The following is a 20,003-nucleotide window of genomic DNA, read 5'->3' on the forward strand; positions in this document are numbered from 1 at the left end:
GGCACGATGGCCATTGTTGCGTCAGAGTTCCGCCATGACGGACGCCGAGACATCGACGACGAGACCGCCCGGCGCGCCGGGCGGATCCGGGCGAATTTCTCGGCCTTCGATGCCCGGGTGCGGGAGGCCGAGCGCCGGGGGGCTGCGGGCGACCTCGAAGGCGCCGCCGTCGAAGCCGCCATCGCGGCGACGATGGCGGCCCATCGCCATTGCGGGGTCTTCGCGAGCCCGCGCCTGGAGCGCCTGACCGCCGAGATCGGCCGGCGGCTCGAGCCGGAGGCCGGCCATCGCACGGCCCCGGAGCCGGCCCCGTTCCGGCGCGTCCTCCACGTCTGCACGCAGCTCGCCCCGGTGGGCGGCCTCACCAAGATGCTGGCGTTGTGGATCGGCGCCGACGCCCACCGGACCAACGGGCTCGCCCTGACCCAACATCGCGGCCCGGTCGATGGGCGGATCGCCGAGGCGGTCCGCGCCAGCGGCGGCGCGATCCACCACCTGAACCACCGCCAGGGCGGCAAGCTCGCCTGGGCGCGGGAGCTGCGCCGGGTCGCGCGGGATTACGACGTCGTCGTCCTCCACATCCATTGCGAGGACGTGGTCCCGCTGATCGCCTTCGCGGATCCGGGCAAGCACCCGCCGGTCCTCCTCCTCAACCACGCGGATCACCTGTTCTGGATCGGGACCCGGATCAGCCACGCGGTGATCAACCTGCGCGAGGCCGCCCGCCGGCTCGCGATCACGCGGCGCGGCGTCGATCCGGCCCGGAGCTTCCTGCTCCCGACCCTGATCACGCTGCCCGAGCGCCAGCGCAGCCGTGCGGCCGCCAAGCGTGCCCTCGGGATCCCGGACGACGAGGTCCTGCTGGTCTCCGTGGCGCGCGGCGCCAAGTACCGCAACGTCGGCGACGTCACCTACGCCGACCGCCACGTCGATCTCCTGGCCGCGCATCCGAAGGCCCGCCTGATCGTGGTCGGCGCGGGCGAGCGCGCGGACTGGGCCCGGGCGCAGGCCGCCACGGGCGGGCGGATCGTGGCCCATGCCGAGCAGTCGGATCCGCGGGTCTTCTTCGAGGCGGCGGACATCTACGTCGATTCCTACCCGTTCGTCTCGTCGACCTCGATGCTCGAAGCCGCCGCCTACGGGCTGCCGCTGGTGACGCGGTTCGAGGCGCCCGCGGCGGCCGAGATCGTCGCGATCAACCATCCCGGGCTCGACGCCACGGCCCGGGTCGCCCGCGACCAAGCGGAATACGAGGCCCACCTCACCGCGCTGATCACCGACGCGGAGGACCGCCGGACCACGGGGGCCGCGATCAGCGCCGCCATCGCGCGCCTTTACGCGCCGGCGAGCTGGGCCGCCGGGCTCGACGCGGTCTACGCGCAGGCCCGGGCGCTGCCCCGGCTCGCGCCGGATGCCGGGCCGGTGACGGCCGAGGCGCCCCATCTGGGCGAGCCGGACCTGCGCCACCAGGACATGTTCGGCTCGGATTTCCCGATCTCCGGGATGACCAAGAACTACATCGGCATGCTGCCGCTCCGGCAGCGCGTCGCCTCCTGGGCGGCCCTGCGCCGCGCCGGCGACTTGTCCGGCCCCTGGGAGCGGGTGCGCCTGCTGCTGCCGGAATGGCTGGTGCGCAACGTGAAGGACCGGCCGGGGCTTCTGCGGGCCGGTTGAGACGGCGTATCCGTCGCATCAGCCAAAGACAGGCCCGGGAAACCTTCTGGTTTCCCGGGCCTGTCCTCTTGTCCGTTCCAACGCCCTCGTCAGGTCAGGAAGCCGCAGCGGCGCTCGGAATCACGGGTTGGATGCCTGGACGTCCCTGCGACGGGCAAGCCGGATCCGTCAGCGCATCCCCGGCCCGGCAGCCGCGAGCGGGCGGCTTGCCTGGGCGACGGCCACCAGGGCCGCGCGCAGATGGGTCGGCCGGATCGCGTCCTTGACCGCCCGGTGCGGCATCAACCGGAAGGCGGAGAGCAGCGCGCCGGCGGCGGCGCGCCGGTCGCCCCGGGCCGCATGGGCCTGGGCGCCGTCCAGGAAGGCGTCGTAATACCCCTGCACGGTCGCGAAATAGAGGCGCAGGGCCTGGAGGCGCGAAACGCCGAGGGCCGGCGCGTGCCGCCGGAAGACCAGCCGCGTGAAGCGGATCCGGCGGGCGATCAGGCTGTCGAAGGTCCCGGCCGGCCGCTGCCGGAAATGGACGCCGGGCACGGCCACGAAGGCGGCCCCGTGCCGGCGCACCGCCCGGATCTGCCAATCCCAATCCTGGTCGCCGAGCAGAGCCTCGTCGAACAGGCCGACGCTGTCGACGAGGCTCCGGCGCACCACGGTCGCGCCGACCTGCGGGAAGTAGCCGCTCAACATCCGGCGCAGCAGCGCGGCCCCGTCGGCCGGGAGCTCCGCCGGCCAGGGACCGTAGACCGGCTCCAGTTCCGGGGAGGTGGTGATCACCTGCCCGAAGACGATGCCGAGACCGGGCTCCGCTTCGAGCCGTCGGAGATGGGGACGGATGTGGCCCGGCAGCCAGACATCGTCGTCGTCGAGGAACGCCACGTAGGGTGCGCTCGCCCGCAGCAGGGCCGCGTTGCGGGCGGCCCCCGCGCCGGCGCGCGCGACCGGCACGTGGAGGGCGCCGAACGCGGCGGCGACCTCGGCGGCCGGACCCGGCTGACCGTTGTCGCCCACGATGATCTCGAAGGCGAGATCGGGCGCCTCCAGGGCGCGGATGCTCGCCAGGGCCTCGCGCAGCAGGGCGGGCCGGTTGCAGGTGGGGACCACCACGGAAACCGTGGCGCGGGGCGCGGGCTGCATCATGTCCATTCTTCCCAGGCGTCGTAGACGCCGTTCAGGAGGGCCCCGAAGACCAGGTCGTTGTCGAAATGCGTGACGAAGCTGCGCCCGATGGTGCCGAGCGGCCGCGTCTCCACGGCCTGCGCGTAGACGATCCGGTAGCCGGCCTGCTGGGCGGCGCGGGCGGCCGCCGGTGTCCAGTTCGCCGACTGCCCCAGCGGGATCGCGAAGCTGTCGGGCCGGATGCCGAGCCGGGCCGCGATCGCCCGGCGCGAGCCGTCGAGCTCCTCGGCCGCCCGCTCGGCGCCGAGGCCCCCGAAATTCGGATGGGTGACGGAATGGCTGCCGATCTCGACGCCGGCCGAGGCCAGGGCCTCGACCTCGCGCCAGCCCAGGATTCCGCGCGGGCCGGTCCCCGGCCGGTCGAGCCAGCCGGAGACGACGAACAGCGTCCACGGAATCCCGTGATCCCGCAGGATCGGCTCCGCGGCGTCGAGCACGCTGCGCCAGCCGTCGTCGAAGGTGATCGCGAGGTCACAGGGTTCACCGCTTCCCTCGGCGATGGCGGCGGCCGGCACGAAGCGGTAGCCGAGGCGCAGGGCCAGCTCGATCTGGTGCCGGAAGCGCTCGGGTGTGACGTCGTTGACGCCGCATTCGGGCTGCCCGATCGAATGATAGCAGAGGATGCGCCCGCCCGGCCGCTCACGGCGCGTCCCGGCGACCGCCAGGGTGGTGCGTTCGTAGACCATCCGGGCGGCCGCGAACCGCGGACGGGTGAGCCCCACGGTGCGGGCGAGGCTCTTGACCGGCCCGGGGATCATCGCAGGGCGGCGCGCAGGCCGGCGACGACCTGGTCCTGCATCGCGTCGTCCATGCCGGCGTAGAGCGGCAGGAGGATCGCGTGGTCGCGCGCCCGCTCCGATTCCGGCAAGGCGAAGCGCCGGGGCGCCTCGGCGTAGGGCGGCTCCAGGTGGGCGCACATGATGCCCCGGCGGGTGGCGATGCCCTGATCGAGCATCGCCTGCATCACGCCGCCCTGGTCGGCCGTCTCCGGCAGGCGGATGCAGAAGCTCTGCCAGTTGCTGCGCGAGCCCATCGGCTCGGGGGGCGGCGTCACCTCCGGCAAGTCCGCGAGCCGCGCCCGGTAGCCGTCCGCCAGGGCGCGCCGGCGGGCGATCAGGCCGGGCAGCCGGGTGAGCTGCGCACGGCCGATGGCCGCCTGCACGTCCGTCATCCGGTAATTGAAGCCCGCGACCGTGTACGCCTCGGCCACCACCCGGGCGCTGCCGTGACGCGCCACGTCGGACACGCTCATCCCGTGCTGGCGCCACAGCCTGAACTTGCGGTCCCAGTCGGGATTGGCCGTCGTGATCATGCCGCCGTCGCCGGTGGTCAGGACCTTGCGCGGATGGAACGAGAAGCAGGCGACGTCGCCTGCGGGTCCGCCGATCGGCCGCCAGACGTCGCCCTGGAGCCGCTCGGAGCCGATCGCGCAGGCCGCGTCCTCGATCACCGGGATGCCGGACCGGCGCCCGAGCGCCACGATGGCCTCGAGGTCGCAGGGCATGCCCATCTGGTGGACGCAGACGATCGCCCTGGTCCGCTCGGTCACCGCCGCGGCGGCGGCCTCCGGGGCCATGTTGAAGGTCGCCGGGTCGATGTCCACGAAGATCGGCGTCGCCCCGCACTGGGCGATGGCGTTGGCGGTGGCGATGAAGCTGTGGCTCACCGTCACCACCTCGTCGCCGGGTCCGACCCCGGCGGCGAGAAGCGCGAGATGCAGCGCGGTGGTGCAGTTCGAGACCGCGCAGGCATGGGGCGCGCCGACGATCGCGGCGAACTCCGCCTCGAAGGCCGCGACCTGCGGCCCCTGGGTCAGCCAGCCGGAGCGGACGACGGCGGCGGCGGCCTCCGCTTCCGGCTCGCCGACATCGGGTTTCGCGATCGGGATCATGCCAGCGCCCGCCTCAGGTGATCCGAACCGGCCTCGTCGCTCCACCAGGACACTAGGTCGGCCAGCCCCTCGGCCGCCCCGATCTCGGCCTCGAAGCCGATCAGATCCCGGGCGAGGCTGGTGTCGCACAGGCGCCGGGGCACCGGGTTCACGGCGCGCTCGGCCTCGTGGATCAGCGGGGTGCCGTCACGGCCCATGATCCGGGTGAGATGGCCGGCGAGATCGACCAGGGAGGTCTCCACGCCGGTGCCGACGTTCAGCACCACGTCGGTGGCCGGTGCGGTCGCCGACAGGATGTTGGCCCGGGCGATGTCGCGGACATGGACGAGGTCCATGGTCTGCAGGCCGTCGCCGAACACGATCGGGGACTGGCCCTCGGCCAGGCGCTGCATCCAGCGCACCATCACCTCGGTGTAGCGGCCGGTCAGGTCCATGCGCGGCCCGTAGGCGTTGAAGTAGCGCAGCGCCACGTAATCCAGGCCGTACATGTCGTTGAACGAGCGCAGCAGGCCCTCGCCGAACGACTTGGCCGCCCCGTAGAGGGTGCGGTTGTCGTAAGGGTGGTGCTTCTCCGTGGTCGGGAAGTTCTCGGCCATGCCGTAGACCGACGCGGACGAGGCCATCACCACCTTGGCGACGCCGGCCTCGACGCAGCGCTCCAGCAGGTCGAAGGTCGCGGTCGCCATCACCTCGAAGGCCTGGCGCGGCTCGGCGGCGCATTGGGTGATCCGCAGGGCCGCCTGGTGGAACACCACGTCGGTGCCCTTGACCAGGCCGTCCATCAGGGCTCGGTCGCGGATGTCGCCCTGCACCAGCCGGACACGGCCCGAGCCGAGGGCGTCCTTCAGGTTCTCGGGCCGCCCGCGGACCATGTTGTCGACGGCCACGATCTCGTCGCAGCCGGCCTCGACCAGCAGGTCGATGATGTGGGATCCGATGAAGCCGGATCCGCCGGTGACGAGGATCCGGGTCCCGCGCAGGTCGCCGGCGAAGCGGCTTCCCTTGCTGACATCACGCAGCTTTTGCATCGGCGACCTCGCAGTAGCTCGAGACGGCCCGGCAGACGCTGTCGATCTGGCTGGACGTCAGTTCCGGGAACATCGGCAGGGACAGGGTCCGGGCGGCCAGGCGCTCGGTGACCGGCAGGCGGCCGGTCCCGTCGTCCAGATGGCGGTAGGCGGGCTGCCTGTGGACCGGGACGGGGTAGTGGATGCCGGTACTGATCCCGGCCTCGGTCAGGTGCTGGCGCAGGCCTTCGCGGTCGGGGGTGCTGACCGCGTAGACGTGGAAGGCGTGGTCGCGTCCGGCCGCGCCGGGCAGATCGAGCCCGAGACCCGCGAGCCGCGCCCCGTACTCGGCCGCCACCGCCTGACGGGCCCGGGTCCAGCCCTCCAGGTAGGGAAGCTTGGTACCCAGGACCGCGCCCTGGATCCCGTCCATGCGCAGGTTGAAGCCGTGCCGGACGTGGTTGTACTTGCCCTGCTGGCCCCAGTCGCGCAGGCACCGCGCCGCCTCGGCGAGGTCGTCCCGGTCGGTGACGATGGCACCGCCCTCGCCGTACGCGCCCAGGTTCTTGCCGGGATAGAAGCTGAAGCAGCCGATATCCCCGATCGTGCCGGCCTTCCGGCCGCCGCGCTCCGCGAGATGCGCCTGCGCGGCGTCCTCCACCAGGGCGAGGCCGTGGCGCCGGGCGATGGCCCCGAGTGCGTCCAGATCGGCCATGCGGCCGTGGAGGTGCACCGGCAGGATCGCCTTGGTGCGGGGCGTGATCGCCGCCTCGACCAGGGCCGGATCCATGGTCCAGTTCACCGGGTCGATGTCGACGAGGACCGGCGTCGCGCCGGCGTAGAGCACCGCCGCGACGGTGGCCACGAAGGTGGCCGAGACCGTGATCACCTCGTCGCCCGGGCCGATATCCAGGGCCAGCAGCGCGAGATGGAGCGCCGCGGTGCCGCTGCTGACGGCCACCGCGTGCTTGGCGCCGCAGGCCTCGGCGAAGGCCGCCTCGAACGCGGTGACCGCCGGTCCGAGGACGAAGTCGCCGCTGCGCAGGACGTTGAGGACGGCGGTCTCGACGTCGCCGCCGATGGCCGCGTATTGCGCCTTGAGGTCGAGAAACGGGATCACGAGGCCCTCGCAAGTGGCATGAGGTCGATGGGGTGGCCGTTCTGGCGCAGGGAGCGCATCGCGGCCTCGAGGAGTTCGACCACGCGCAAGCCGCTGTGGCCGTCGGTCTTCGGCGCCTTGCCGGTCTCGATGCAGTCGACGAAGTGCTCGATCTCGACGACGAGCGCCTCGCGGAAGGAGAGGTGCGGCGACCACATGTCCCCGGTCCGGTAGGAGACCATCAGTTCGGTGATGTCCCCGGAGCCGTCGCCGACGGTGACGCCGCGGTCGTAGACCTTGACCTTCTCGATCGGGTCCAGGTCGTTGTAGACGATCATCTTCTTGCTGCCGCCGATCAGCGTCTGCCGGACCTTCACGGGGGCCAGCCAGTTGACGTTGATCTGCGCGACGACGCCGCGCGGGTAGAAGATCGTCAGGTGGGCCATGTTCTCGGGGCGGCCGCTGAAATGGCCGGTGCCGCTCGCCGAGATCGCCACCGGGGCGAGGTCCAGGACATGGTCGAGGATCGCGAGATCATGGACCGCGAGATCCCAGATCACGTTCACGTCGCGCTGGAACAGGCCGAGGTTCACCCGGGTCGAGTCGTAGTAGAAGACCTCGCCGAGCGCGCCGTCCTTGATCAGATCGTTGATCTTCTCGACCGCCCCCGTGTAGACGAAGGTGTGATCGACCATCAGGGTCAGGTTGCGCTTGGCCGCCTCCTCGATCAGCAGCCGCGCCTCGAAGGCCGAGGACGTGATCGGCTTCTCGATGAAGACATGCTTGCCGGCCCGGAGCGCATTGATGGCGATCTCGAAATGCGAGCTCACCGGCGTCGCCACCATGACGGCGTCGATCTCGGGATCCGCGATGAGGTCGCGCCAATCCTGGTGGAGTTCGGCCGCGGGATGGCGCTTGCCCGCCCGGGCGAGCGCAGCGGGCGACTGGTCGGCGATGGCGGCGAGCCGGCACTGCTCGGTCTCCGAGGTGCAGCGGGCCAGGTTCGGCCCCCAGTAGCCGTAGCCGACGATTCCGATGGCGATCATGTGCGTGTGTCCCCTCAAGCGATCTGCAGAGGCTCGGCCGCCGCCGGCCGGGACGGCCGTTGGGACCGGGCGCGCTTCTGGCGCGTGTCGCCGATGACCCGGGCGGGGCATCCGGCGACGATGGCGTAGGGCGGGACGTCGCGGGTCACGACCGCGCCTGCGCCGACCAGGGCGCCCTCCCCGATGGTGATGCCGGCCACGATGGTGGCGTTGGAGCCGATCGAGGCGCGATCCCCGACCAGGGTCTCGACGAGTTCCCAGTCGCCGTCGCGCTTCAGGCTGCCGTCGTCGTTCGTGGCTTCCGGATAGCGCTCGTTGGTGAAGACCACCCCGTGCCCGACGAAGACTTCCGCGCCGATCGACACGCCTTCGCAGATGAAGGTGTGCGAGGAGATCTTGCAGCGGGGGCCGATGGTGCTGTTGCGCTGGATCTCGACGAAGGGTCCGATGCGCGACCCGCTCTTTATTTCACATCCATAAATATTAACGAGATCTGGGTAAAAGATACCCACGTCTCGCTCAATATCCGCATCGGTAATCGGCATCCCCGCAGCTCCTTTTGCCGAACTTCTGTGCGGCAAAACTGCGCGGACCTGCGGACGATCGGGAACCCAGGCTTTCGATACCGGTCCTCCCCCGAAAGGCGCACCGCGCTTCCCCGGGGCGGCGCGGCCCCCGGGGGCCTACCTCGAAAGGCGCAAGGCGCCGCGCCGAAGCGGAACGCCGGCCTCCTTTTGGACGAGTCCCGGCGAACTGCGCCGCTGCGCATCATGCAGGCTGAGCTGTGCCCGAGCATGAAGGGACGACGCGTTGAACACCTGGTCCCATCCGGCCTGTCCCGAGGTCTTCGCAGGTAAGCCCGTCCGCAGCGGCGCGTCGCTGCGAAGAGTCTTCGCAGCGAGCGCCGCGATCCTGCTGACGCTGGCCGCGCAGCCGGCCTTCGCCGAATACCGGATCGCGGCGGGCGATTCCCTCGAGGTGACGGCGCTCAGCATTCCCGGGTTCAAGCAGGAGGCCACGGTCGGGATCGACGGCACCGTCATGGTGCCGCTTCTCGGCGAGGTGCCGGCGGTCGGGCTGACGGTCTCGGAGTTCCGCAAGACCCTGCAGAAGGCGCTGCCGGCCAAGGCGGTGCGGCAGCGCAACGCGGAGGGCAAGGAATCGATCGCCGTGATCGAGCCCGACGAGATCGGGGTGCGGATCGCGAAGTACCAGCCGGTCTACCTGAGCGGCGACGTGACCAAGCAGGGCGAGCACCCGTTCCATCCGGGCATGACCGTCCGGCAGGCGGTGGCGCTGGCGGGCGGCTACAACCTGCTGCGCTTCCGGATGGAGAACCCGGTCGTCGAGAGCGCCAACCTGCGCGCCGAGTACGACAGCGTCTGGGCGAGCATCGCCCGCGAGAGCGCCAACGTCTGGCGGCTCAAGGCGGTCATCGCGGCGGCACGGGCCGACAAGGCGGCGCCGGCCGGGGCGGACCCGAACGTCCCGCCGGTCCGGGCGAGCGTCGCGCAGAAGCTCGCCGAGCAGCAGCTGCGCGTGCAGATGTCCGACGTCGCCAAGGAGAAGGAGCACCTGCAGCGCGCGCTGACCCGCTCCCAGAACCAGCTCGTCAGCCTGACCGAGCAGCAGGCCAAGGAGAAGGAGGGCGTCACCGCCGACGCCGACGACTACGACGCGGTGCGGGCGCTGTTCCAGCGCGGCGCCGTCGTGACGACGCGGCTGACGGATGCCCGCCGGGCGGTGCTGCTGTCCTCGACCCGGGCGCTCCAGACCACCGTCCAGGTGGCGCAGCTGGAGCGCGACAAGGGCGAGCTGACCCGCAAGCTCGAACGGGTCGACGACCAGCAGGCCCTGGACGCCATGGAGAAACTGCAGGTCTCGGAAGACAACCTGACCGCGCTCCGCTCGCGCCTGAACAGCATCAACGACAAGCTGGTCTATACCGGCGCCCTGCGCAGCCAGCTCCTGTCCGGCAGCCGCGCCCGGGCGTCGATCGCCGTCTTCCGCCCCAACAGCACCACCCCGAGCGCGGTCGACGCCGCCGAGGACATGGAGCTCCAGCCGGGCGACGTCGTGGAGGTGGTGCTCAAGCCGGACCCCGCCATGCGGGGGATCGGCGACGGCGCCGGCCAGAACTGACGCCACCGGATGCCCATCGCGCCGGACGGCGACCGCCGGCCTTCGGGAAAAAATATTCCAGAACAAGCGCTTAGCGCGTCGTTCAGGATCCGGGATCCGAGACGATGCGCAAACCCCGCCCCGGTGAGGGACACGCCATGAACAGACACTCGACCAGCGCGGCCTTCCTGCGGGCCGACCCCGTGGGCACCGGCGCCGGCAGGCCGTGGCGGGACGCGCCACGGACGCCCGATCCCGATTCCCAGGTCGCGATCCTGACGATCATGCGGCGGAACTGGCGGTCGATCCTGGCGCTTAGCGGCGTCGGGCTGATCGCCGCGATCATCTACGTCGCCACCGCACCGTCGATCTACACCGCCAGGGCGCGGGTCTACATCGAGAGCCGGTCGAGCCCGGTCACGGCCCGCGACACGCCCGGCGCCGCGACCCCCCTGGAGATCCCCGAGGTCGAGAGCCAGGTCGAGTACATCCGCTCCGAGAAGATCGCCCTGGCCGCGGTGCACCGGCTCGGCCTGGCGCCGACGCAGGACCTGTCGGTGCCGCCGCACCCGCTGGTGGCGCGGGTCCGGGAGGGCGTCGGCGCGGTCAAGCTGTTCGTCGCCGGCCTGATCGGCCTCTCCCCCGCTCCCAAGCCGGGCGTCGCGGTGGGCCCGGACGAGCGCCAGGCCGCGACCGTGCGGGAGAACCTGGAAGCGGCCCGCATCGGCGCGGCCTACGTCATCGAGGTCGGCTACAGCCTCGACAACCCCACGACCGCGGCCGCCGTCGCCAACGCGGTGGCGGACGCCTACGTGGCCACGCAGTTGGAGAACCGGTCGCAGATCTGGAAGGTCGCCGGCGAGTGGATCCTGCCGCGGCTGAAGGAGATGCAGCAGCGCGCCAGCGCGGCCTCCCGCGAGGCCCAGACCTACAAGGCCGAGCACGCCATCATCGATCTCGGCAAGCGCGGCCTCGTGGGCGAGCAGCAGCTGGAGGAACTCAACACCGCGGTCGCCTCCGCCCGGTCCAGGACCGTGGACGCCCGCTCGACCCGCGACCAGATCCGCGCGCTGCTGGCCTCCGATATCGCCGATCCCGGCATCACCGAGGCCTTCAAGGACACGGTGATCATCCAGCTGCGCAAGCAGTATGTCGACCTGGTGCAGCGCGCCGACGACCTGAAGCGCCGCCTCGGCCCCGACCACGACGCGGTCACGGCGATCCAGAAGGACGTGCTGGCGGCCAAGCAATCCCTGCGGGCCGAACTGGAGCGCCTCGCCGCCTCCCTGGACCGGGACTACGAGGTCGCCAAGGCCCGCGAGGACAGCATGTCGGCGTCCTTCGACGCGCTGATCTCGAAGACGCTGGTGACCAGCGAGGCGCGGGTGAAGGCGAAGGAGCTCGACCGGGCGGCCGAGACCTACGACCAGATCTACACGAACCTGCTCAGCCGCTACATCGACGCGGTCAACCAGCAATCCTACCCGCAGCCCTCCGCGCACGTGATCACCCCGGCCACCGTCCCGGAGCGCCCGAGCGCGCCGCGCGGCGGCCTGATCGTGATGCTCGGCATGCTGGTCGGGGCCGGCCTCGGCGTCAGCGCCGCCTTCGCGCGGCACTGGTTCGACCGGACCCTGCGGTCGCCCGGGCAGATCACCGGCCAGGGCCTGTCCTGCCTGGCCGCCCTCCCCGAGCTGCGGCGCGAGCCGGGCTACCGGGCCGCCCTGGCGCTGGCGCAGAGCCACGCCGACGAGGCCCTGCGGCCGGCCAGCGTCGAGGCGTTCAAGGCCGGCGCGGTGCGGTACATGCCGCAATCGATCTTCGTCGAGCGGCTGCACAGCCTGAAGTCGCACCTGATCGGCAACGACCGCCGCGGCCCGGTCTTCGCCATCGGGGTGACCTCGGTCGGGGCCGGCACCGGCAAGACCACCTTCGCGAGCAACTTCAGCCAGCTGCTCGCCCGGTCGCGCGCGGCCTCCGCGAGCCGGATCCTGCTGATTGACGCCGACGTGCGGCAGGCGACCCTGTCGCGGCTCAGCCAGGCCTCCGACCAGCGCGGGCTCCTCGACGTCCTCGCCGGCCGCTGCTGCGCCGAGGAGGCCGTCCGGCCCCAGCCCGGGGACGTCCGCCTGCTCGCCTGCGGCAGCCTCCACCCGGGCGACCCGCATTTCAGCGACCTGATGACCCCGGAGGCGATCGCCAGCCTGGTCCGCGACGAGCGCACCAACCTCGACCGCATCGTGGTGGACCTGCCCTCGGCCGACGATCTGCCGACCCTGCGGCCGCTCCTCGACATGCTGGACGGGGTGATCCTCGTGGCCGAGGCGGGCAAGACCAACATCGACGACGTGATCGCGGCCGTCCAGGACCTGGAATCGAGCGGCTGCACCGTCCTGGGCGTCGTGCTCAACAAGACGAACGCCACGCCGGCGGTCCGGCGCGGCACCCTGGTGGACGCCCTGGTCCGCCGCGCCGCGGCGATGCGGCCGTCCGCCCAGCCCCGGGCCGCCCGGTCCTGGCGCCGCCGCCCGGGCGCCGAGGCGACGGATGCAGGAGCCTCCGCGTGACGGTGTTCCGCGCGGCGTCGGGTTCGCCGGCGCAAGGAAGGCTGAACGGGTGCGGCGCGCAAGCCCGTCCGCGGCCGCTCCGGCGTTCGTCGCATCGCAACGCGTGGGGCAAGCGACCGACGGGCTCACACCCGTGCCCGATCAGGGGGAACGCTGGGAGGCCAAGGCGCCAGCGTCCGTCCTGTGTCCATGAAGCCGGGTGCGGCACGCCATGATGCAGCCCCAGCCTGAAACCGCAGTGCTCGGCCGGGTCGCCTTCTTCGGCCACGACCGGATCGAGCCGACGATCCGGAAGCGGGTCGGCGCCATCCGGGAGACCGGCTGGTCGGTGGTCGAGTACATGTTCGTGCGGGCGCGGGTCGGCCTCGCCGATCCCGGGATCGCCGGCGACGTGGTGCCGCTCGGGCAGACCGTGGACCGGCATTACGGACGGCGTCTCCCGATGCTCGCGCTCGGGATCGTCCGGGCGCTCGCCCGGTGGCGGGACCTGCGCGCCGCGGACGTGGTCTACGTGCGCAACCTCGACATGGCGCTGGTGGCCTGGGCCTCGACCCGGCTCGCGGGCGGCCGGGCGCCGCTGGTCTACGAGGTGCTCGACATCCAGCGCCTGATGGTGCGGCCGGACCGGGTCGGGCGGGTCGCCCGGGCGGTGGAACGCTGGATCCTGGGCCGCAGCGCGCTCCTGGTGGTCAGCGCGCCGGACTTCGTGGGGCGCTACTTCGGGCCGGTCCAGGGCTTTTCGGGCCCGTGGCACCTCCTCGAGAACAAGGTCATGGCGCACCGCCTCGCCGAGGTGGCGCACCGGATCGACCGCGACCGCAGGGCCGGGCCGCCCTGGGTCATCGGCTGGTTCGGCACCCTGCGCTGCCGCCGGAGCCTGACCATCCTGGCGGCGGTGGCGCGGGCGCTGGGCGACGCGGTGCGGATCGTGATCGCCGGCCGGCTCTCGGAGGAGGATATCGACCCGCAGACCTTCGCGGAGACGCTGCGCCGGCATCCGAACATGTCGTTCCGCGGCCCCTACGCCAATCCGGGCGAGTTGCCCGACATCTACGGCGGCGTGCACTTCAGCTGGGCGGTCGATTGCTTGGATGACGGCCTGAACTCGGACTGGCTGCTGCCGAACCGGCTCTATGAGGGCGGCCTGTGCGGGGCGCTGACGCTGGCGCGCGCCGAGACCGCCACGGGCCGCTACGCGGTGGCCGAGCAGCTCGGCTGGGCCTTCCCGGAACCGCTCGAGGACGCCGTCATCGCGTTCCTGCGCGGCCTCGACGGCGCGACCTACGCGGCGATGCACGGCCGGCTCGCCACCCGGGCGACCTCGGACTTCGTCGACGTCCACGGCATGCGCGACCTGCTCGCCCGGGTCGCCTGACTGGCTTTTTCGCGGGGCGCGCGGCTCAACGGGCCGGGCCGCGCTGCCTGACGCGGGCCAAGCCCGAATTCGGGCGCATCGTCCACCCCGCGACGGGATGCTGACGGACTCTCACATCCGGCGGGCCGACACGGGCGCAGGAGGTCGTGCGGGTTGCCTCCCGCTGCGGGAAAAGTGGCCTGTCGCGCTATGGACGTGAGACTGCCTCGAACTTGCGGAGCCCTCAGCGGACCTGGTGCGCCCGGATCGGGCGGCCCGGGTTACGTAGTTCCGACGGGCACGGCCGCGGGCACGCGAATCGATCGGCTCAAGTTGCGGCTTACCGGCCTCCGAAAGCCCTGATTCGGGGGTGATTCGCCGCCGGACGAGCGGTTCGAGCCCCCAAACCGTCATCATGTCTACAAAATCAGTCCCTCAACCCAGTTTCAGCGACGAAAACTGGATTCGCCACCGCGCTGGAGCGCGAGATAGGCGGGGCAATTAGACATCGGTCGAATAGGCTAAACAATTTGGCCAACGCCGCATCCGGCGCCGGAATCCGATCCCCGAGCCGGCGGGCCGCCGCGGCGGAAATAGCCACCGCGGCGTTTCGGTCTTTTGGTTGCTAAAAACTTCCGATCGACCACCCAGATACGGTCGATCGGTCGCAATGAACCGAAACAGACACCAGAAGACCGCACGAATGCGGGACGAGATCTACGATCCGCACCGGCCGCCACTGCGTCAGTAGCTACGTACGTAGTTTGTGACTGTTTTGATATGCGTAGAAATTTAATCAAACCGGAGCAGATAGGGTATTTACAGCTGATTTTACGAAAGTTAGCATTATATCCACGGTCATCGAGAGCCATCCAATAAGGCGCCGAACAGATCGCAATCCGCCAGTGTCATGTCGACGGCGAGTTCGTGGGTTTCCGCGCCCTCGCCTGACAACGGGCTTCCTGCGAAAGGAGGTAACTTCCTATGGCCAGTCTTGGTACTCGAGACGAGCGCGTCATCGTTGAGCGGGATAGTCCCAGGAGCCGCAGCGGCTTTCCGGGAGCGCAGGGCGGTGACGGTTCCGCCGTCATCGAGCAGCGGGACCCCACCCTGGTCCGCACGAACCGCATCGTGATCATCGATCGCCGGCAACTCGTCGGTCGATGCCTAGCCGCGTCCCTCCGGGAGGCCGACAAGGACACCGTGTTCGAGGTGTTCCCGGACATCGAGTCCTGGAAGCGCCAGACCCCGTTCGTGGCCGCCAACGTGGTCGTGCTGTGCCGGCCGGACGGCAACCTGTCCGAGACCGAGTGGGCCGAGGTCACCCGGGAGCTGGCCCTGCTGCAGGGCGAGATCGACGCGCCCCCGGTCGCGGTCATCTCGGACGGGGAGAACCTCGACCAGATCGTGCGGACCATCAAGCTCGGGGTGAAGGGCTACATCCCGACCACGACGTCGGTCGACATCGCCCTGCAGGCGCTCCAGCTCGTCCAGGCGGGCGGCGTCTACATCCCGGCGGAGTGCCTGTTCCCGCTTCTCGCCAGCATCAAGGTCGAGGAGCCGGTCGAGCCCGGCGAGGACGAGATCTTCTCCCCGCGCCAGCTCTGCGTCGCCCGGGCCCTGCGCAAGGGCACGCCGAACAAGATCATCGCCTACGAGTTGAACATGTGCGAGAGCACGGTGAAGGTTCACGTCCGCAACATCATGAAGAAGTTGAAGGCGAAGAACCGCACCGAGGTCGCGTACCTGACCAACAAGTACTTCCTGCGCGAGGATTCGAGCCTGGCCGCCATGAAGGCCCCCGCGGCCTGACCGCCCCCCGGCCGCGACGGCCCCGACAGAGCGCCGTGCCCGATCCATCCGCGATCGGGCACGGCGCTCTGTTTTGAGCCGGGCCGCCCCGCGGGGCGGCCGGTTCCAGACGGTGGCCGCCTCAGCCGACGGCCAGCAGCGGCCGGGCCGCGGGCTCGGCCCGGGACGCGGCAGGCTCATCGGCGCGGCCGACGCTGGTATAGGCGAACCCGTGGAGCCGGGCCTCCTCGGGCCGGTAGACGTTGCGCAGATCGACCAGGACCGGGGTGCGCATCGTGGCGTGCAGCCGCGGCAGGTCCAGCGCCCGGAACGCGTTCCACTCGGTGACGATCACCAGGGCGTCCGCCCCCTCCGCGCACGCGTAGGCGTCCTGCCCGAAGTCCACCCCCGGGAGGAGCGGCCGGGCCTGCTCCATCCCCTCCGGGTCGTAGGCGCGGACATGGGCGCCGGCATCCTGCAGGCCGGCCACGATCGCGAGCGCGGGCGCATCGCGCATGTCGTCGGTGTTCGGCTTGAAGGTCAGCCCCAGCACCGCGACCGTCTTGCCGCGGACCCCGCCGCAGGCCTTGATCACCTTGCGGGCCATGCCGCGCTTCCTCTGGTCGTTGACCGCCACCACGGTCTCGACCAGCCGCAGCGGCGTGCCGGCATCCTGGGCGGTCTTGACCAGCGCCAGCGTGTCCTTCGGGAAGCACGAGCCGCCGTAGCCGGGGCCGGCATGCAGGAACTTGCCGCCGATCCGGTTGTCCAGCCCCATGCCGCGGGCGACCTGCTGGACGTCGGCGCCGACCTCCTCGCAGAGGTCGGCGATCTCGTTGATGAAGGTGATCTTGGCGGCCAGGAACGCGTTGGCGGCGTATTTCGTCAGCTCGGCGGTGCGCCGCGAGGTCACCAGGATCGGCGCCTCGTTGAGGTAGAGCGGCCGGTAGACCTCGCGCATCACCGCCTCGGCGCGGGGATCCTCGGTGCCGACCACGATCCGGTCCGGGCGCTTGAAGTCGGAGATCGCCGCGCCCTCGCGCAGGAATTCCGGGTTCGACACCACGGCGAAGTCGGCGTCCGGCCGCAGCTCGCGGATGATCCGCTCGACCTCGTCGCCGGTGCCCACCGGGACCGTCGACTTCGTCACCACCACGGTGAAGCGGGTCAGCGCCCGGGCGATGCTGCGGGCCGCCTGATACACGAAGGACAGGTCGGCGAAGCCGTCGCCGCGCCGCGAGGGTGTCCCCACCGCGATGAACACCGCGTCTGCCTCCGCGACGGCGAGTTCCAGGTCGGCGACGAAGGACAGCCGGCCCTGGCGGACGTTCTCCGCCACGAGGGCACCGAGCTCGGGCTCGTAGATCGGGATCCGCCCGGCATTCAGCGCGTCGATCCGGTCGCGATTGGTGTCGACGCACACGACGCTGTGGCCGAAATCGGCCAGGCACGCCCCGGAGACCAGCCCGACATAGCCCGACCCGACCATCGTGATGTTCATGCTCGCCTCGTCGCACCGCGCGTCCTGTGAGTCCGGTCTACGGCGGCGGCGGCGGGGCGGCACCTCATGACTTAGGCGTAGGGCCGGTCGGCGGGACGGGGTACGGGCGCGGTCCGCGGGGCTGCCGGGCCCCAAGGGCGGCCGGATACCTCGCTAGGCTTAGGTCCGGCCGCCTCCGCGGTGTTCTCCGGCCAGGCAAGAGACCAGGCAGCCTAAAAGCTAAGTCTTTTTCTCTTCTATTAGGCCGGATCTTACGGGGTTTAGACGGAGACGATCGCAGGGACGAACTCTCTCGAGGATTTTCGTAGGGGAGAGCCCGTTTGGCCGCACGCTTCTACTTCGAGCTTGCCAACGCCGAGATCACGCTCCACGACCCGACGGGCGTCGAGGCCGCCGACCTCGAGGAAGCCCTGTTCGAAGCGCGCAGCGTCATCGCCGAGATGGCCGACGAGATCGCCGAGGCGCATCCGGGGCCGCCCTGGACCCTGCTGGTGCGGGACGAGGCCGGATGGCTGGTCGGGCGCTTTCCGATCCGCAAATGAACCGGCGCGCGGCCTTTACCGGTTGTTAACCCTTCGTTCGGAGGATCGGGACGCCTTCGATCAGGGACAACCATGGCCAGACCGACGTCCTCGCCCGATCCGCGCGTCGCCGCGCTGGCCGACGCCACCGCCGCCGGCTTGGCGCAAGCCGCGCAGGCCCTGGCGGAGAGCGGCGATCCCGAGACCGCCGAGGCCCTGCGCGCGATGGCGCGGCACAACCGGGTCGCGGCGCTCAAGCTCCGGACGATGCCGGGCGTCATGCAGGACCGGATGGGCCTGGCGCGTACCGCCTGAACCCGGGCGATCCTGCGGCCCGGACCACACTCTTACCGCACGACGGATCGAGCAGGCGGCTCACCCCGCCCGGCGAATCCCCCGGCAGACCGCGCGCCGTCTGGTCGGTCGCGGCTCGACCCGCCGAAGGACGCACGCCCACCGTCTCCCACGCTGGGCCAGGGCGGCCCTGAAGGGGGGCGGATGAGGGACAGCATGGCGGGTTGGAGCGCCCGAACCGCCCGGCGCCGTCACGCCGCCCGCATGGTGGCCAGGAAGCGGTCGACCTCGGCGGCGAGCCGCTCCGATTGGCGGGACAGGCCGGTCGCGGCCGAGAGGACCTGGCCGGCGGCTTCCCCGGTCTGCTCGGAGGCGCCCGCGACACCGACGATGTTGCTGGTCACCTCCTTGGTCCCGGCGGTCGCCTGGGCGATGTTGCGGACGATCTCCCGCGTCGCCGCCCCCTGTTGCTCGACCGCGGCGGCGATCGAGTTCGCCACCCCGTTCAGTTCGCGGATCCGGCCGGTGATCGTGCCGATCGCCCCGACCGCCTCGCCGGTGACGCCCTGGATCCGGCCGATCTGGCTCGCGATCTCCTCGGTCGCCTTGGCGGTCTGGCCGGCCAGCTCCTTCACCTCGGAGGCCACGACGGCGAAGCCCCGGCCCGCCTCGCCGGCGCGGGCCGCCTCGATCGTGGCGTTGAGCGCCAGCAGGTTGGTCTGGCTGGCGATCGCCGAGATCATCTGCACCACGTCGCCGATCCGGGTGGCCGCCGCGCTCAGCTCGGCGACCAGGGCGGCGGTCTGGTCGGCCTCGCCGACGGCCCTCTGGGCCAGATCGGTGGACCCCTGCACCTGCCGGCCGATCTCCTGGATGGAGCTGCCGAGTTCCTCGGTGGCGGCCGCGACCGTGGTGACGTTGGCTGCCGCCTCCTCGGCCGCCGTCGCCACCGCGCCGGATTGGGTGCCGGCCTCCTGGGCGATGTCCGTCATCGCCCGGGCTGTGGCCTGCAGCTCCGTGGCCGAGGACGCGACCTGCTCGACGATGCCGGCGACCGCCTGCTCGAAGCCCTCGGCCAGGTCCAGCCGGGCGCGCCTGCGCTCAGCGGAGGCGGCGGCATCGGCGGCCCGCTTGTGCTCGGCCTCCTCGGCCGCCCTGCGGGCGACGCTCTCCTTGATGCGCTCGACCGCGCGACCGACCGCGCCGATCTCGTCGCCGCGCCGCGCCTCCGCGATGGTGGCGTCGATCTCGCCCTTCGCCATACGCTGCAGGACGGCCACGAGGCTGCCGAGGGGCCGCGTCACGCCGAACACGATGATGGCGCCCGAGAGGGCCAGGGCGGCGAGCAGGCCCGCAGCCACCGAGCCGATCAGGACGAGACGCGCCTGCTTGGCCGCGGCCTCGGTGGCGTTCTTTCCGTCGGCGAGCCGGGCATCGACCCGCCCCTCGTAGACCCGCGCGGTCTGGTCGAACCGCTTCGTGACCGGCTGGCTCGTCACCATGGCCAGCTGCGTGGCGGCAGCCCGATCGTTCTTCAACGCGAGCGCGTTGGATCTGTCGAGGACGTCGTAATACTCCCGCGCGATCGTGCCGATCTCGAGCAGCAGGTCCCGCACCTCCTTCTTCAGCGCGCCCGCGGCGAGCGTCGCGATGTCGTCCGCCGTGCCCTTCACCGCATCGCGATACGCCTTCTCGAAGTCGGACATCTCGTTGTCCGGTTGACCGATGATGATCGCGCGGTTCATCAGGCCGGCGGTCTGCACGTTCTGCCGAACCCGCGAGAACGCCTCCAACCGCGCGACGTAATAATCCACCAGCACGTGGTTACGCTCGGTGATATCCCCCAACATACTGAGCGTATAATAGGTTGTCCCGACGCTCATGAACGCCATGATAAAGATCGGCACGCACATTTTGTACGCAATCTTGAATTTCTCGAATATTTTCATATGGAAAGATTC

16 protein-coding genes are annotated in these 20,003 nt (G+C 71.0%); 7 read left to right on the top strand and 9 right to left on the bottom strand.

The window, feature by feature from the left end; all coding sequences use genetic code 11:
- Nucleotides 1-6: 6 nt before the first annotated feature.
- Nucleotides 7-1,674 carry a glycosyltransferase gene (locus FV233_RS08935; protein ID WP_147897267.1) on the top strand — a complete coding sequence of 556 codons (1,668 nt, stop codon included), beginning with the start codon at nt 7-9 and terminating at the stop codon, nt 1,672-1,674.
- A gap of 168 nt (nt 1,675-1,842) precedes the next feature.
- Here the strand turns inward: FV233_RS08935 and FV233_RS08940 are convergent, their stop codons facing one another.
- Genes FV233_RS08940 through FV233_RS08970 form a run of 7 tightly spaced genes read right to left on the bottom strand, consistent with a single transcriptional unit; the run spans nt 1,843 to nt 8,438 of the window.
- Nucleotides 1,843-2,811, bottom strand: coding sequence for a glycosyltransferase family A protein (locus FV233_RS08940; protein WP_147897268.1), 969 nt, complete (start codon nt 2,809-2,811; stop codon nt 1,843-1,845).
- Nucleotides 2,808-3,608 (bottom strand): polysaccharide deacetylase family protein, encoded by an 801-nt coding sequence (locus FV233_RS08945; protein ID WP_147897269.1) that lies wholly within the window; start codon nt 3,606-3,608, stop codon nt 2,808-2,810. The genes FV233_RS08940 and FV233_RS08945 overlap by 4 nt, the downstream gene beginning before the upstream one ends.
- The gene (locus tag FV233_RS08950; RefSeq protein ID WP_147897270.1) at nt 3,605-4,741 is read right to left on the bottom strand and encodes a DegT/DnrJ/EryC1/StrS family aminotransferase; all 1,137 of its coding nucleotides are present in this window, start codon (nt 4,739-4,741) and stop codon (nt 3,605-3,607) included. The genes FV233_RS08945 and FV233_RS08950 overlap by 4 nt, the downstream gene beginning before the upstream one ends.
- Nucleotides 4,738-5,721 carry an SDR family NAD(P)-dependent oxidoreductase gene (locus FV233_RS08955; RefSeq protein WP_210247801.1) on the bottom strand — a complete coding sequence of 328 codons (984 nt, stop codon included), beginning with the start codon at nt 5,719-5,721 and terminating at the stop codon, nt 4,738-4,740. The genes FV233_RS08950 and FV233_RS08955 overlap by 4 nt, the downstream gene beginning before the upstream one ends.
- A 31-nt stretch (nt 5,722-5,752) precedes the next feature.
- On the bottom strand, nt 5,753-6,868 hold the full coding sequence (locus FV233_RS08960) for a DegT/DnrJ/EryC1/StrS family aminotransferase (protein ID WP_147897271.1): 1,116 nt from the start codon (nt 6,866-6,868) through the stop codon (nt 5,753-5,755).
- Nucleotides 6,865-7,893, bottom strand: coding sequence for a Gfo/Idh/MocA family oxidoreductase (locus tag FV233_RS08965; protein ID WP_147855403.1), 1,029 nt, complete (start codon nt 7,891-7,893; stop codon nt 6,865-6,867). Before FV233_RS08965 ends, FV233_RS08960 begins: the two co-directional genes overlap by 4 nt.
- A gap of 14 nt (nt 7,894-7,907) precedes the next feature.
- Nucleotides 7,908-8,438, bottom strand: coding sequence for an acyltransferase (locus tag FV233_RS08970; RefSeq protein WP_147897276.1), 531 nt, complete (start codon nt 8,436-8,438; stop codon nt 7,908-7,910).
- A gap of 265 nt (nt 8,439-8,703) precedes the next feature.
- Here FV233_RS08970 and FV233_RS08975 point away from each other — a divergent pair, with 265 nt between their 5' ends.
- The 4 genes from FV233_RS08975 to FV233_RS08990 all read left to right on the top strand — a co-directional run bounded on the left by FV233_RS08975 (nt 8,704) and on the right by FV233_RS08990 (nt 15,747).
- On the top strand, nt 8,704-10,035 hold the full coding sequence (locus FV233_RS08975; RefSeq protein ID WP_147855405.1) for a polysaccharide biosynthesis/export family protein: 1,332 nt from the start codon (nt 8,704-8,706) through the stop codon (nt 10,033-10,035).
- Nucleotides 10,036-10,172: 137 nt separating this feature from the next.
- A complete protein-coding gene (locus tag FV233_RS08980; protein WP_147897272.1) occupies nt 10,173-12,581 on the top strand; it encodes a polysaccharide biosynthesis tyrosine autokinase in 2,409 nt (802 codons plus the stop codon).
- Between the two features lie 211 nt (nt 12,582-12,792).
- On the top strand, nt 12,793-13,956 hold the full coding sequence (locus FV233_RS08985; RefSeq protein ID WP_147856887.1) for a glycosyltransferase family 4 protein: 1,164 nt from the start codon (nt 12,793-12,795) through the stop codon (nt 13,954-13,956).
- A 963-nt stretch (nt 13,957-14,919) separates the two neighbouring features.
- Nucleotides 14,920-15,747, top strand: coding sequence for a response regulator transcription factor (locus tag FV233_RS08990; protein ID WP_147856888.1), 828 nt, complete (start codon nt 14,920-14,922; stop codon nt 15,745-15,747).
- Between the two features lie 121 nt (nt 15,748-15,868).
- Here the strand turns inward: FV233_RS08990 and FV233_RS08995 are convergent, their stop codons facing one another.
- Nucleotides 15,869-17,227: a UDP-glucose/GDP-mannose dehydrogenase family protein gene (locus FV233_RS08995; protein ID WP_147897273.1), complete on the bottom strand. Its 1,359-nt coding sequence runs from the start codon at nt 17,225-17,227 to the stop codon at nt 15,869-15,871.
- 320 nt (nt 17,228-17,547) lie between these two features.
- Here FV233_RS08995 and FV233_RS09000 point away from each other — a divergent pair, with 320 nt between their 5' ends.
- Both FV233_RS09000 and FV233_RS09005 read left to right on the top strand, forming a co-directional pair.
- Nucleotides 17,548-17,769, top strand: coding sequence for a hypothetical protein (locus tag FV233_RS09000; protein ID WP_147856925.1), 222 nt, complete (start codon nt 17,548-17,550; stop codon nt 17,767-17,769).
- 72 nt (nt 17,770-17,841) lie between these two features.
- The gene (locus tag FV233_RS09005) at nt 17,842-18,063 is read left to right on the top strand and encodes a hypothetical protein (protein ID WP_147856924.1); all 222 of its coding nucleotides are present in this window, start codon (nt 17,842-17,844) and stop codon (nt 18,061-18,063) included.
- Between the two features lie 230 nt (nt 18,064-18,293).
- Here FV233_RS09005 and FV233_RS09010 read toward each other — a convergent pair whose 3' ends face one another.
- Nucleotides 18,294-19,991, bottom strand: coding sequence for a methyl-accepting chemotaxis protein (locus FV233_RS09010; RefSeq protein WP_147897277.1), 1,698 nt, complete (start codon nt 19,989-19,991; stop codon nt 18,294-18,296).
- Nucleotides 19,992-20,003 lie beyond the last annotated feature (12 nt).

Origin of the sequence: Methylobacterium sp. WL7 (assembly GCF_008040085.1) — a bacterium.
GTDB classification, from domain to species: Bacteria; Pseudomonadota; Alphaproteobacteria; order Rhizobiales; family Beijerinckiaceae; genus Methylobacterium; species Methylobacterium mesophilicum.